This window comes from Microcystis sp. LE18-22.4A (assembly GCF_027531105.1).
GTDB classification, from domain to species: domain Bacteria; phylum Cyanobacteriota; class Cyanobacteriia; order Cyanobacteriales; family Microcystaceae; genus Microcystis; species Microcystis aeruginosa.
The window spans coordinates 1-14,314 of record NZ_JAPZRB010000510.1 but is presented as its reverse complement, the minus strand read 5'-3'; the positions used below and the strand labels follow the sequence as shown (position 1 = coordinate 14,314).

The window sequence follows — 14,314 nt, the reverse complement described above, 5'->3', positions numbered from 1 at the left end:
GTTCCAGCGTCGTTTGTTTCGCTTCGCTTTCGCTTCGCTTCAACCGCGCATTTACCAATGTATCTAACTTCCCTAAGTTTGTCAACCCCTTTTGGCAAAATTTTTTGATCTTTTTTCTATCCCTTGCTACATCAGCCTTTCGGACTTTAGGGTTTTTTCTGGTCGGGTCTTTTTGTCTAGTAATTTTGTTCTAATTAGCTCTTGATGGTGGTGACAGCGTTTTTGCTCAAGAGCAAGATGAAGTATGAGGGGATTTGGCATCATCTCTGGATGGCCACCTACTGTTCTGGCGTTGTCTGTTCCCTACTGCCAACTCCGGTGCGGTCTTAAGGAGTAATCTTAGATAGTCAACAACTCAGTTCCCTCTGATCAATAATAATTTCTAGTCAGCTTGCTCCCATCCCCGATTCTTTCCTTAGCTTTTTGCCTGCCGTTGTATCGATCTATTTTGAGCAAGAGAAGCTGAGAACCTTTGTGGGCAGGCTTTTGAACTTAGCTTGTGTCCGTCTGGGCCAGTTTTCCTAGCCATTGCCCCATAACTGATATATTTCCTGAAAAACTGGGCAATCTAGGACTAGACAGCATCGTGATAAGGGGGGATAAGACCTTGGACTCCGCTAACGCGCAGAAAATTCTCGGCTATTTCATCGAAGAAGCAAAAGAACACCTGGAAACTTTGGAACAGGGGATTTTAGACTTAGGCAATCTCGTGAACAATACTGAACAGATGAACGAGATGTTTCGTGCCGCCCATTCCATCAAGGGGGGGGCGGCCATGTTAGGTTATAGCAGTATCCAAAAAACTGCTCACCGTCTTGAGGATGCTTTCAAAATACTGAAAGAAAATCCCCTACAAGTGGATCAAAAATTAGAATCTTTGTTCCTCGAGGGTTATGATCTGCTTCAGATATTGCTCGATAAGCTGCCCGGTCCATTAGGTTTGCAAGCAGAGGAAGCTAACGCTATCGTTAAAAAAGGTGAACCGACTTTTGCCGAATTACAAGCCCATCTTAACTATCTTCTCGACCAAAAAAAATCTACCCCAGCTATTGCGGCAACCTCTTCTATCTCCATCAGCGTCAGAGATATCCTCAAACAGATGTTACAACTGTTCAAACAGGAAGAAACCAGTGCTTCCCGTCAGCAATTACAAAAATTAATTTTATCTCTGTCTCAATTGGCTTCAGAACAGCAAAAGTGGCAATATTTAGTTAAAAATGCCCAATCAGCCCTGGCTAACCCCAAACATTCCTACCGCACTCTCGCCCCGGTTATTATTAAAGAATTAAAACAAGCTAGTGATTTATTGGAATGGGGTCGCGGGGAAGAAATCACCGTCAGTCAAGAATTGCAGTTATTAGCCACCGCCAAATTACCACAAATCCTGATCACCCTAGAACCGGAATTAGTAGCTAGTACCCTGCTGCAAATGTTTAATCGCCAACAGGTCTCGCAACTGGTACAGTTATTACAAATGAGACGTTGACATCTGCGCTGGTGTCAAAAGGTGGGGGATTCCCAGGAGAATAAACTTAATTGTTTTTAATTTTCGTGAGTTAGGAAGATATGTAATTAATTGTGCGCCCACCGAGGTGGCAATAATTCTAGAGGGTGAATTGGGATAGAGCCAAACCGGAAAAAGCTAAGATATGGCAAGATAAAAACTTAATGCTGACGGCTGACCAATATCAGACCTGATGCAGTATCTCTTTAGTCACCGGTCAAGCTGGGATTTACTGAGAGTAAGCAATCTGCTAGAGTTTTAACGTTCGTTAAATTTCTCGGGCAGAGAAAACAAACAAAACCATAATGGTGTTAATGGGTGTGTGGAAGTGCTTAAAAATCTCAATTTTTCGGGGCGATATTCCTCGCTGGCCCTGCTGCTGGCTATTTTCGGATTATTTCACGGGACGGTAATGGCCGAAGAAGAACCGCAAGAAACGGTTTTTCCCCGCTTCGAGCAGATAGTACAGTCTCCTCCTGCGACGGGAGAAACTACGCCACCCGTGGCAGCACCGACGGAAACCCCGACGGAAACCCCAAGCCCCGCAGAAACTCCCACAACAGCCCCACCGGTGCCGGCGGAGGAGTCGCGAGTTTTGGTGGCCGAAGTGGTAGTACAGGGGTCCGATCGAGAATTAGAAAATCTAGTTTATAATACCATTCGCACCCGACCAGGACGAAGCACGACTCGATCGCAACTGCAAGAAGATATTAACGCCGTTTTTGCCACGGGCTTTTTTGCCGATGTGCGGGCAGTTCCCCAAGATACGCCTCTAGGGGTGCGAGTCACCTTTGAGGTGCAAGCTAACCCCGTTTTTCAGGGCGTACAGATTCAAATTGCCCCGGAAACCCTGGACAAATCGATTTTACCTACCGGGGTGGTCGAGGAAATTTTCGCTAGTCAATACGGCAAAACCCTGAATTTGCGGGAATTACAGGCGGGGGTAAAAAAAATCAATGACTGGTACAGCAAAAACGGCTATGATCTGGCCCAGGTAATCGGTGCGCCGCAAGTCACTCCCGATGGTCGGGTGATTCTGGTCATTTCCGAAGGTTTAATCGAAAAAATTCAAGTACGCTACTTTAACGTCGAACAGGAACCGGTCAAGGGTAAAACTAGAGAATTTATCATTACTAGGGAAATGCGCCTAAAAGCGGGGGATATTTTTAACCGCAATACGGCCCAACAGGATTTACAGCGTGTTTTCGGTCTCGGTTTATTCGAGGATGTGCGTCTGTCTTTTTCTCCTGGCAGCGACCCAAGGGAGGTGATTGTTAACGTCGATGTGGTGGAAGGTAATACCGGTTCCCTAGCCGCTGGGGGTGGTATTAGCTCGAATGCGGGCTTATTCGGGACTGTTAGCTATCAACAGCGCAATTTTGGCGGTAATAACCAAACTTTAGGGGCAGAAGTCCAGTTAGGGGAACGGGAATTTTTATTCGATCTGAGTTTTTCCGATCCTTGGATTGCCACGGATAATTTCCGCACTTCCTACACGGTGAACGTTTTCCGGCGACAGTCGATTTCTCTGGTTTATGATGGGGAAAATTCCTCGATTCGGACGCTGAACGATAATGATAGTCCCCGTATCGTCCGGACGGGTGGCGGTATTACTTTTGTCCGTCCTTTGGCCGCCGATGTGTTTACGAAACCAAAATGGGTGGTGTCCCTAGGCTTTAACTATCAACAGGTACAGGTGCAAAATGCCAATGGTGACATCTCCCCTCTGTCTGCACCTCTCAACGGTTTTGGCAGTCAACAACTGGCTTTTAGTTCCTCTGGGATCGATGATCTACTTTCTCTAAATATTGGCGCTATTCGAGATTTTCGCGATAATCCCCTGCAGCCCACCAGTGGTTCTTTCCTGCGTCTAGGTTTAGAACAAACTATTCCGGTCGGTTCTGGCAGTATTTTCGGCACTCGTGTTCGGGGTAGTTACAGTTACTTTATCCCCGTTCGGTTTATTAATTCCTTTAATCTCTTTGAAACCGATATTTTTAAAGGTCAGCAATCCCTCGCTTTTAATGTGCAAGCAGGGACAGTATTAGGCGATTTACCCCCCTACGATGCTTTTATCGTTGGGGGTAGTAACTCTGTACGGGGTTACGCCGAGGGAGAAGTGGGTAGCGGTCGCAGTTATTTCCAAGCGACGGCCGAATATCGTTTTCCCATAGTAGCAATTATTGGGGGGGCGTTATTTGTCGATTTCGGCACTACTATTGGTTCCCAAGGAGATGTCCCCGGTCAACCCGGGATTGTCCGGGGTTTACCCGGTACCGGTCTCGGTTACGGTTTAGGTGTTCGGGTACAATCTCCCGTCGGCCAAATTCGGGTTGACTACGGTTTTAATGTCGATGGTGGTTCTCGTCTCCATTTCGGTATCGGGGAACGATTCTAATCAGTTATTGGGGGTGGGGGATTAGGGAAATGGGGAAATAGGGAAATTCAACTAAAACCCCAACACCCTAAAACCCTAAAACCCAACCCCCAAAACCACTAATAAGCTTTTCACTTTATTACTTAATAATTATGGTTTCTACTATCGCTAAACAATTTGAATTATCGGGAATTGGCCTGCATTCGGGGGAGATAACCCAGGTGCGCGTCTGTGGGGCAAATCCGGGGGAAGGACGTTATTTTGTCCGCAGAGATTTAGCCAATCAACCGATTATTCCCGCTCTAGTTTCTTCGGTTTACCAAACGACTTTATCAACGGAATTGGGACAAGGAGAAGCCAAGGTTAGAACTGTTGAGCATTTATTAGCGGCCTTAACCGCTTTGGGGGTAGAAGATGCTCGCATTGAGGTGGATGGTGCGGAAATTCCCCTCCTCGATGGTTCGGCCAAAATCTGGGTAGAAGCGATCAAAAATGCTGGTTTAGATAACTCTTTTTCTCCATCAGATTTAACTATTTCTCAACCGATTTGGTTGTACGAAGGAGATGCTTTTGTGGCGGCGATTCCTTCCCCTGAATTACGTTTTACCTACGGGATCGATTTTACCTATAAACCGATCGGTAATCAATGGTATAGTTGGAGTCCTGATCAGGAAAGTTTTAGTCAAGCGATCGCAGCTGCCCGTACTTTCGGTTTTGCCGATCAAATTGAATATTTACAAAAGGCTGGTTTAATTAAAGGAGGCAGTTTAGAAAATGCTTTAGTCTGCGATCAAAATCAATGGTTAAATCCTCCTTTACGCTTTGAAAATGAGCCAGCAAGACATAAATTATTGGACTTAATTGGTGATTTGAGTTTACTGGGAACTATTCCCACCGCTCATTACATGGCTTTTAAAGCCAGTCATAAACTTCACGTTCAATTAGCTAAAGCAATTCAGGGTTAATTATACTAAATTCTGTTTAAAAGGTATAGGGTAGTGGGAAGTGGGGCTGTCTGGGGGCGGGGTTTTTACTTCTGTCGATGACATGGCTTTCGCTCGATCGTTCTCTACTCAAGCCTTTATCCTAGCATTGATAACCCTTAGCTATTAGCCGTCAGCTATCAGAATCATTCCAACATCGTCGGGTTTGCTCGGTGACAGGTTGCCAATCCAGAACTCAACCCACCAGAGCAGCATCGCACTTTAACCCACAGCTTCAATAAATGTGCATGGTGCGTTCCCCAAAATCGATCAGTGGAGCAGTGGGAGCCACATTAGGGAACGCACCCTACAGTGATAGCGATCGCACTAAATTTCCTGTGCGCCTAACTACATATTATACGGCAACTTTCTGTATAACACTCTCCAGAGTTAACGATATGGGTCAACTTTCGGTATATCACTCCATTTAGGCGCAATCGCCAGAAGTTTTCCCCATATCACCCCCAAAAGCTTGTTAGCCAGATTAGCATATTGCCAAAAACCTTGTTTAACTAAATTCCTGACAATAAGCTGAAACAACAGGAATTTTCCGGGATTCTAGCAATGATTCCTATGTCTGACCGCACCCCTTGACAAAAATTTATATCGCTTGTTCTAGGTATGTTTTGGGGGTTTCAGTCGGCATTACTTTCTATGAGATTAAACTATTGGGACTTAGGCGTTTTCGGTCAGCAAAAAAGGCTCAAACCATTACGGGACAAAGGTTTAACCTCGATTTATGATTTTCCTTGATCTATCTGGGTTTCAGCGATTTTGGGCTTCTCGAAGTAAATCCCAAGCGGGGATTGGAGTTGAGGCTTTTCTCGATTTGTTTTTTGTCTAAGTCCCACTATGTCATTCTAGTTTAGGTCCCATTAGGGGCGAACTGATGCAATCCCACTTTTTCTTAGCTTAGTTTTTGTATTGGGTTGAGATCTCTATGGTTTGAGGCATAACGGTGAAGTTGTGCGGCGACAGACAACCCTGGCACTTACCTACAACCGATATTCGGTCCGCACCAACGAAGGGTTAGGCTTTAGATACAGCAACGCTCATTCATGATTCCGTCTCAGAACCCAAAATAAGATTAACTGATTGACCTTAGTTCGACTCTCGGCTAGACTAAGATTAGCTCTCTAACTTTAGTCTTATGCTCGAGATCGCAAAAGAAGACATCCTCTCCCGCCTTCAATTTGATAATCCTTGGTGGGAGACAGACCGTAAGGGAAAAGTAATCTATGAAGATATGCCACGGCGCAAGTACTTTGAGGCTTTTTCTCAAAACATCTTGGACACAAGTGTGCGTCGAGCAACAGTCTTGATGGGACCCAGGCGTGTTGGTAAAACTGTCATGGTCTATCACACTATTCGTCTGCTCCTAGATTCTGGCATTAGTGCGGTAAATATTTTATATGTCTCTCTTGAAACTCCAATTTATACAGGGCTTCCATTAGAGCGGATACTTAAGTATTTTCAGGAACTATTCAATCACGATCGCAATTCGAGGCTATTTGTCTTTTTTGACGAAATTCAATACTTGCGTCAGTGGGAAATTCATCTAAAATCCCTGGTTGATTCATTTCCAATCTGTCGATTTGTCGCTACTGGCTCTGCTGCTGCTGCTCTAAGACTTAAAAGCACTGAGTCTGGTGCTGGTCGATTCAGCGACTATATCCTGCCACCGCTAACCTTTGCTGAATATTTAATGTTTATAGGAAAAGAAAATGAATTAATAGAGACAAATGTCCATGGCTCTGAAGATTCTAGTTATCCATCTAAGATCTATGAGTTTGTGTCTAAAGATATTGATCAGTTGAATGAGAATTTTATTAATTATTTGAACTTCGGTGGCTATCCAGAAGCTGTCTTTTCTGAAACAATTCGACAGGATCCTGGACAATATATTAAAAGCGATATCATTGACAAAGTTTTACTTCGAGATTTGCCAAGCCTTTATGGGATTAGTGATATTCAAGAACTGAATAGACTTTTCACAACCCTGGCGTATAATTCAGGCAACGAAGTAAGTCTCGAGGGGTTATCGCAATCCTCTGGTGTAGCTAAAAACACTATCAAACGTTACCTCGAGTATCTTGAGGCTGCATTCCTAATCCGCCGAGTAGAGAGAATTGATCAAAACGCTAAAAAGTTTAAGAGAGCAGTTTGCTTTAAAGTCTATTTAACCAATCCGTCAATGCGCGCCGCGCTATTTGGTCAGCTTGAAACAGACTCTAAGGCGATGGGAGCCATGACTGAAACCGCTATTTTTAGTCAATGGCAGCACAGTAAAACGACTGAGCTTTATTACGCACGATGGAAAACTGGAGAAATTGATATTGTACATTTAGATGCTGCCCATCAATCACCTTCTTGGATAGTTGAGGTTAAGTGGAGCGATCGCCCTCATAGTACACCTTCCGAACTGGACAACTGCACAGAATTTTTAAAAAAGAATCCAGGTATATCTCAACCGATCTTGGTGACAAGTAAAACTATTAGGGATGCCAATTTTTTATACAAAGATATAAGATTTCGCTTTGAGCCCGCAAGTTTATATGCCTATGCTCTCAGTGCAAATATATTGCGAAATATTGACAACAAGGTTAAGGGATCTCGTGCCAGGTCACTACCTCTTGAATAAGAGTTGCTTGATCTAGCCGTGATAGGTATGCCTAACGCTGCGCATCACCTGGGGACGAAGCCCGTCAGGTGCATGCGCTTGTTCGGCGAGGATGCCCTGCCCCTGCGGCTCCAACTTTGCACGCACACCTACGATCGCTCAGTCGACTGCCACACGGTCAACGGGTTCCACAATCGGAGGCGTCGCCTGCGCTTGCTATCTTCGACCACCGCTTCCCAGTTGCGGTAGGGCTGAGGTGGCTGGTACTTCCCCTGCCCTGGGTCGTACTGCCCCTCAACACCGGTAAGCGCCGACATCGAATTGGTCGCGGCGGCCTTGACACCATCGTCGGTGGCGCGAGAGCCCCCGAAGAAGTCGTTGCCCGGCCAAGAGACATGGTCCCAGGCGACCAAACTGTACAGGGCGCATCCAGAAAAATCGTCGCCCCGCTCCGCATAGGCGACCGGGTGGCACAGCTGCGACTTCTCCTCGTTCCCCGGCAGCCGCAGCGGACGGACCATGAACGATATGCCTTCAATCTCGACGCGGGCGTTTTCGCACTCGCTGTACGGGTCGAAGTAGACGGCCTTCAGGTTTGGAAGAGAGGCGCCGTGCTGGGTCAAGAGTCTCTGCAAAGCCATCTGCAAACGCGCGCCAAGTTGACCCCGGAACGGACCGGCGAACTGCCCGCAGCCGAGGCCCGGTAAGGTCACGAAGGCGGATCGCGGCTTAGCTGCTCGGCAGTTTATATACCGGAAGACCGGCAAGAGTCTGCGCCGGTACAGGTTATAGTACCCCTCTGTAGACAACCGCCCATCCGCCGCAGTCGCCTCGCTCCAATCGGCCGGGGTATTCCCCCAGCCATTACACAGGAGAGCGCCCGGAGTAAATACCAACATCGCCGAAAAGGGAGGTGCGTGCGGCGTCGGGGAACGATGGTTGCCGTCGTCGAAGACGGTCACCGGTACAGCGATCGAGATATCGCCCAGGAGACCGAGTTCGGTCAGGTTCCAATCGGATCCGTCTCCGGACACGGCCATCTCGGCGAAGATCTGAGGTCGCTTGGTGTCGAGCAACTTGCCGAGAAGCTCCAGTTCTGTCAGTGCTTGAAGGTTCGAGCCCTGGAGGCGCTCACGCAGACAGTCTCCAGGTTGTGTCCGGCTGGCTCGCAACCTTTCCAGGTAGTCCGAAGCACGGGCCACGGTCTCCCCTGGAATGATGATGGAGTACTTGGGGGCGATAGCGTCGCCCGAAGTGTGGATGGTCAACAACGTCGCTTCCTTCGCCGAACTAAATATTATACGGAAACTTTCTCTATAACACTCTCCGGGGTAACGATATGGGTCAACCTTCTGTATAACAATCCATTTAGGCGTGAACACAAGAAGTTTTCCCCATATCACGCCCAAAAGCTTGTTGGCCAGATTAGCATATTCCCAAAAACCTTGTTTAACTAAATTTCTGACAATAAGCTAAAATAACGGGAGTTTTCCGGGATTCTAGAAAGGTAGAAACTAAGCACATCAAAGCTTTTAGCTTAACCAATTAGGTTTTAGATTCGGACCTTGTTATCAGATGTGGGTTTTCAGTTCACCGATTACCGATGACTGTTTACTGATCACCGAACAAACCCCACCTCTCCGAACATTTGTCAAGACTGGGAGCGAAAAAGCCGCGTTTGTTCACACAGCTTAATTAAGAGTTGTAACTTTTAATGAACAGGAAGGGAGTCTAGGGCTGAGAGCTTGCTATAGTGAATCCTAGCCGTTTTTTCACGGCTGGTCATTATCAAGTCAGAGCCTTTACTCGTCTCAATCATCATCCCAGAGTAAAACCAATAATCCCTATGGTCAGCACGATCCAAAAACCAGAATTCGAGGAAATCCGTCCGGGTATAAAAGTTCCCGCTAAAGAAACGATCCTCACTCCCCGCTTCTACACCACTGATTTTGAAGCGATGGCGGAAATGTCGATCGCCGCTAACGAGGAAGAACTGAAAGCGATTTTAGAGGAATTCCGTACCGATTATAACCGGCATCACTTCGTTCGCAATCAAGAATTTGATCGCTCTTGGGAGCATATTGATGGCGAAACTCGCCGCTTATTCGTGGAATTTCTGGAAAGATCCTGCACGGCCGAATTTTCTGGCTTTCTTCTCTACAAAGAACTCGGCAGACGTTTAAAAGACAGAAATCCCGTCTTGGCAGAATGCTTTAACCTCATGTCCCGGGACGAAGCGCGTCACGCTGGATTCCTTAATAAGGCTTTATCGGATTTTAACCTCTCCCTTGACTTGGGATTTTTAACCAAAAGCCGTAACTACACCTTCTTTAAACCGAAATTTATCTTCTACGCCACCTATCTTTCCGAAAAAATCGGTTATTGGCGCTATATCACCATTTATCGTCATCTCGAACAACATCCCGAAGATCGGGTTTATCCGATTTTTAACTTCTTCGAGAATTGGTGTCAAGACGAAAACCGTCACGGGGACTTCTTCGATGCGATCATGCGCGCGCAGCCTGATATTCTTAATGATTGGCGCGCTCGTCTCTGGTGTCGTTTCTTCCTGCTTTCGGTCTTCGCTACTATGTATCTCAATGATACTCAGCGTTCTGGTTTCTACGCCATTCTCGGTTTGGACGCTCGCGAGTACGATAAGTATGTGATCGAGAAGACCAATGAAACCGCCGGCCGCGTCTTCCCGATTATTCTCGATGTGGATAGTCCTGAATTTTATGATCGCCTAGAGATTTGTGTTGGCAATAACGAGGGATTACGGGCGATCGATAGCGAAAACAGTCCCGCACCGGTTAAATTCCTGAAGAAATTGCCTATCTTCGCCTCTAACGCTTGGCAATTCCTCAAATTGTACCTGATGAAACCGATTCGGGTCGATAAATTAGCCGGTAGCGTCCGTTAAAAAGTTTGTTTTCTTGAGACATGGTGAGGGTGGGTTAACCACCCTTTTTTTGTCGATAAAATTCTTAAGAAAATCCTCTAACATTTGTATCCTCGCTAGACTGGATCCTAGGGGTGTGAACTAGGTTTTTACTTTTTACTTTTTACTTTTTCCTGTCAAAAATATGGCTATTTATAGTGAATTACCCACAGGACAACGTCTCTATCTCGATAATCAAGGGCTGCAGACGATTGTAACTCTCGCTAGTGGTGCGGTGGGACAACAACAGCAGTCTAGCAGTAGTTTTGCCACGGGAGTTTGGACACAAGAACCCCAAATAGAGATAATTCCCCAAGGGGCAATTATTGAAATTATCACCGAAACCGGACCCCACAGAATCCAAATTCAGGGAAGCAGTATCGGTTTTTCCTCTCCTCATACCTCTGGAGTTTCTCAGTCCTCTCAATCGACCACTGCTACCAGTTTCTCCTCCTCACCGATGCAACCGATGCAACCGATGCAACCGATGAAAATGGGCAATATGTCGATGAATTTTACCCCCATGGAAATGCAAATGGGAGATATGAAAATGAGTATGGGAGACGCAAAAACCGTCAGCAAAGTCCGATTTTGTCGTCAATGCGGGGCAAAAGTAGCGGCAACCGATCGCTTTTGTAGTAGCTGTGGTCATCAGTTACAGCAATAGGCAAAACCTGTTTAGCTAGATTCACCAGGCCTTTTGGGGCAAAATTTTGTTTATATTGGCTGAATTGGAGGGGAATATATCCCCTGTCTGGTTTTAATCCGAACTGAGGTTAACCACGGCTAATTCTAATGTTTGCCCTTCCTTTTCTAGCTCCTTTTTGCGGAAACTTAACACTTCATCCAGACAATCAATTACTACCGTATCCCCTTCCATAAAAGCTTGTTCGAGAATTTTTGTGGCTAAAGGATTCTCTAACTCCCGTTGGATAGCGCGTTTTAAAGGTCGCGCACCGTAGGTAGGATCGTAACCAACAGTAACGATATGATCTTCTGCTGCCGCAGTTAATTCTAGATTGATTTTTTGTTCTGCTAATAATCTTTCCAGACGCTGTAATTGCAGACGAACAATGTAACGCAATTCTTCTTTTTTGAGGGTATGGAAGATAATTAAATCGTCGATACGATTCAAAAATTCGGGACGAAAATGACTCCGCAAAGCTGTTAAAACCCGTGTCCGCATCTCCTCATAATCGGCATCTTCGGAAACATTTAAAATATGGTCACTGCCAATATTACTGGTCATGACGATAATCGTATTCCGAAAATCCACCACTCGCCCCTGAGAGTCGGTAATGCGCCCATCGTCAAGCACTTGTAATAAAATGTTAAAAACATCCCGATGGGCTTTTTCCACTTCATCCAATAAAACCACAGAATAGGGACGACGACGCACCGCTTCCGATAGTTGTCCCCCTTCCTCGTAACCCACATAACCCGGAGGCGCGCCGATTAACCGCGAAACCGCGTGTTTTTCCATGTATTCCGACATATCGATGCGAACCATGGCTTCCTCGGAGTCGAACAGTAACCCCGCCAAGGCCCGCGCTAACTCGGTTTTACCCACTCCTGTGGGTCCCATAAACAGAAATGAACCAATCGGACGCGAGGGATCTTTCATTCCCGCGCGTGCGCGTCGAATCGCCGCTGCTACTGCCGTGACCGCTTCATTTTGTCCGACAACTTTTTTCTGTAAATGAGACTCTAATTCTAATAATTTTTGTCGTTCCGATTCCATTAAACGATTGACGGGAATTCCCGTCCACCGGGCAACTATTTCGGCAATATCAGCATCAGTTACCTGTTGTCTTAACAGGGTCGAACCTGCCGCTTGAATAGTTTCTAGTTCTTTTTCTTTTACTTCTAATTCCCCCTGTAAAATTTCTAGTTTGCCATACTTTAATTGGGCTGCTTTATTGAGATCATAAGCTCGTTCCGCCTGTTCCACCTGTAGGCGCAATTGTTCTTCTTCCTCTCGCAATAATTTAATTTCCTCGGCGATATGTTTTTCGGTTTGCCATTGGTCAGCGAGAGGCTTTTGTTTACTTTCTAATTCCTCAATTTCTTCGATAATTCTTTCTAAACGCTCTTGAAAAGCTCTATCTTTTTTTTCCTCTTTTTCTAAGGAGAATTTTTCCATCTGTAACTGCATTAATCGACGATCTATCATTTCCAAATCGGCGGGTTTAGTGGTACTTTCTACCTCTAATTTTGCCGCCGCTTCATCGACTAAATCGATCGCTTTATCCGGTAAAAAACGATCGCTAATATAACGATGGGATAGGTTAGCTGCTGCCACTAGGGCCGAATCGGTAATTGTCACCCCATGATGCAGCTCATAACGTTCTTTTAAACCCCGGAGAATTGAGATAGTATCCTCCACGGAAGGTTCCTTAATATAAACCTGTTGAAAACGTCTTTCTAAAGGGGGGTCTTTTTCAATATGATTGCGATATTCATCTAAAGTTGTCGCCCCAATACAGCGCAATTCTCCCCGAGCTAACATAGGTTTTAATAGGTTGCCCGCATCCATCGATCCTCCTTCCCTAGAACCCGCACCGACGACGGTATGTAGTTCATCGATAAAGAGAATAATTCGCCCTTCTGATTGGGTAACTTCTTTCATAACTGACCGCAATCTTTCCTCGAATTCGCCTCGATATTTTGCCCCAGCGATTAAACTTCCCATATCGAGGGAAATTAACTGACGATTTTTCAAAGATTCGGGAACATCTCCGTTAACAATCCTTTGGGCCAATCCTTCAGCAATAGCGGTTTTTCCTACTCCCGGTTCACCGATTAAAACCGGGTTATTTTTCGACCGTCGCGAGAGGACTTGCACCACCCGTCGAATTTCTTCATCACGACCGATAACCGGGTCTAATTTGCCTTCTTTGGCCGCTGCTGTTAAATCCCGGCCATATTTATCTAAAGCTTCGTATTTTTCCTCTTGATTGGGTTCAGTAACCTTTTGAGTACCGCGAATAGCTTTGATAGCTAATTCTAAATCTTGGGGGTCAAGATTGAAAGTGCGTAAACATTTCCGGCCCACCCTTTCATCTTCGGCAAAACCGACGAGAAGATGTTCGACGGAGATAAATTTATCTTGCCAACTTTCCCGGGATGCTTCCGCGCGATCGAGCAGCAGATCGAGACCACGACCTAAGTATAATTGATCGACGATGGCCACTTTCGGCTGTCGGTTGGTGAAGACTTCTAGCTGTTGTTGCAGTCGCGGAATTTCTATATTAGCTTTTTGTAAAATCCGGGTGGCTAGACCGTTATTCTGCTCTAGGAGGGCAATAATAACGTGTTCCACCTCTAAGGTCTGATTTTTAAAGCGTCGCGCAATTTCTTGCGATTTAACGATCGAATCCCAAGCTTGTTCGGTAAATTTATTCGAGTCTGTGGGTTGCATTCTGCACCAATGAGGAAAGCCAGTGTCAGAGGTATAGTATAGCAAGGAGTCTCGATCGATCACAAAGTTCCAGGCTCGACAAAGGGTCTGACTTGAAAGAGGGTGTGGGGTGTGGGGTGTAGGGTGTGGGGTGTAGGGTGTAGGGTGTAGGGTGTGGGGTGTGGGGTGTGGGGTGTGGGGAGAATAAATAAAAAAGTCTCCTATCTCCTATCTCCTATCTCCTATCTCCTATCTCCTGACTTGAAAATAGAAGCTGAAATAAGGCAAATTCGTCAATCATACTAAATCCGTTGAGTATAGGCTACATATCAGGAGAGGCACTCCTGCGAGTGAAGTGACTCTCAAATTATTACAGATGCGTCAGCGGCTGCGTGTAAGCATCCCACCGAAAAACTAATGCGCTCCGGGGTTTGGGGGCGGCGCCACGCCCCCAACGGGGGGTTTGGGGGGTTCTACCCCCCAAAAGCT

General features: G+C 46.0%; 8 protein-coding genes. 6 read left to right on the top strand and 2 right to left on the bottom strand.

The window, feature by feature from the left end; genetic code table 11:
- Positions 1–607: 607 nt before the first annotated feature.
- From O9295_RS21990 to O9295_RS21975, 4 genes are all read left to right on the top strand, one after another.
- A complete protein-coding gene (locus tag O9295_RS21990) occupies positions 608–1,486 on the top strand; it encodes an Hpt domain-containing protein (protein WP_288035360.1) in 879 nt (292 codons plus the stop codon).
- Positions 1,487–1,916: 430 nt separating this feature from the next.
- Complete coding sequence (locus O9295_RS21985) at positions 1,917–3,902, top strand: BamA/TamA family outer membrane protein (protein ID WP_288035365.1); 1,986 nt, start codon at positions 1,917–1,919, stop codon at positions 3,900–3,902.
- 131 nt (positions 3,903–4,033) lie between these two features.
- Complete coding sequence (gene lpxC, locus O9295_RS21980) at positions 4,034–4,846, top strand: UDP-3-O-acyl-N-acetylglucosamine deacetylase (RefSeq protein WP_190723111.1); 813 nt, start codon at positions 4,034–4,036, stop codon at positions 4,844–4,846.
- Between the two features lie 1,168 nt (positions 4,847–6,014).
- Positions 6,015–7,505 carry an ATP-binding protein gene (locus O9295_RS21975; protein WP_288035358.1) on the top strand — a complete coding sequence of 497 codons (1,491 nt, stop codon included), beginning with the start codon at positions 6,015–6,017 and terminating at the stop codon, positions 7,503–7,505.
- A gap of 128 nt (positions 7,506–7,633) precedes the next feature.
- Here O9295_RS21975 and O9295_RS21970 read toward each other — a convergent pair whose 3' ends face one another.
- Positions 7,634–8,755: a hypothetical protein gene (locus tag O9295_RS21970; RefSeq protein ID WP_288035355.1), complete on the bottom strand. Its 1,122-nt coding sequence runs from the start codon at positions 8,753–8,755 to the stop codon at positions 7,634–7,636.
- A gap of 575 nt (positions 8,756–9,330) precedes the next feature.
- On the opposite strand from O9295_RS21970, the gene acsF reads away from it, so the two are divergent.
- Together acsF and O9295_RS21960 are read left to right on the top strand one after the other, a co-directional pair.
- On the top strand, positions 9,331–10,407 hold the full coding sequence (gene acsF / locus O9295_RS21965; RefSeq protein WP_288035352.1) for a magnesium-protoporphyrin IX monomethyl ester (oxidative) cyclase: 1,077 nt from the start codon (positions 9,331–9,333) through the stop codon (positions 10,405–10,407).
- 163 nt (positions 10,408–10,570) lie between these two features.
- Positions 10,571–11,092 carry a zinc ribbon domain-containing protein gene (locus O9295_RS21960; RefSeq protein ID WP_288035351.1) on the top strand — a complete coding sequence of 174 codons (522 nt, stop codon included), beginning with the start codon at positions 10,571–10,573 and terminating at the stop codon, positions 11,090–11,092.
- A gap of 93 nt (positions 11,093–11,185) precedes the next feature.
- On the opposite strand, the gene clpB is transcribed toward O9295_RS21960, so the two are convergent.
- The gene (clpB, locus tag O9295_RS21955; RefSeq protein WP_288035363.1) at positions 11,186–13,846 is read right to left on the bottom strand and encodes an ATP-dependent chaperone ClpB; all 2,661 of its coding nucleotides are present in this window, start codon (positions 13,844–13,846) and stop codon (positions 11,186–11,188) included.
- Positions 13,847–14,314 lie beyond the last annotated feature (468 nt).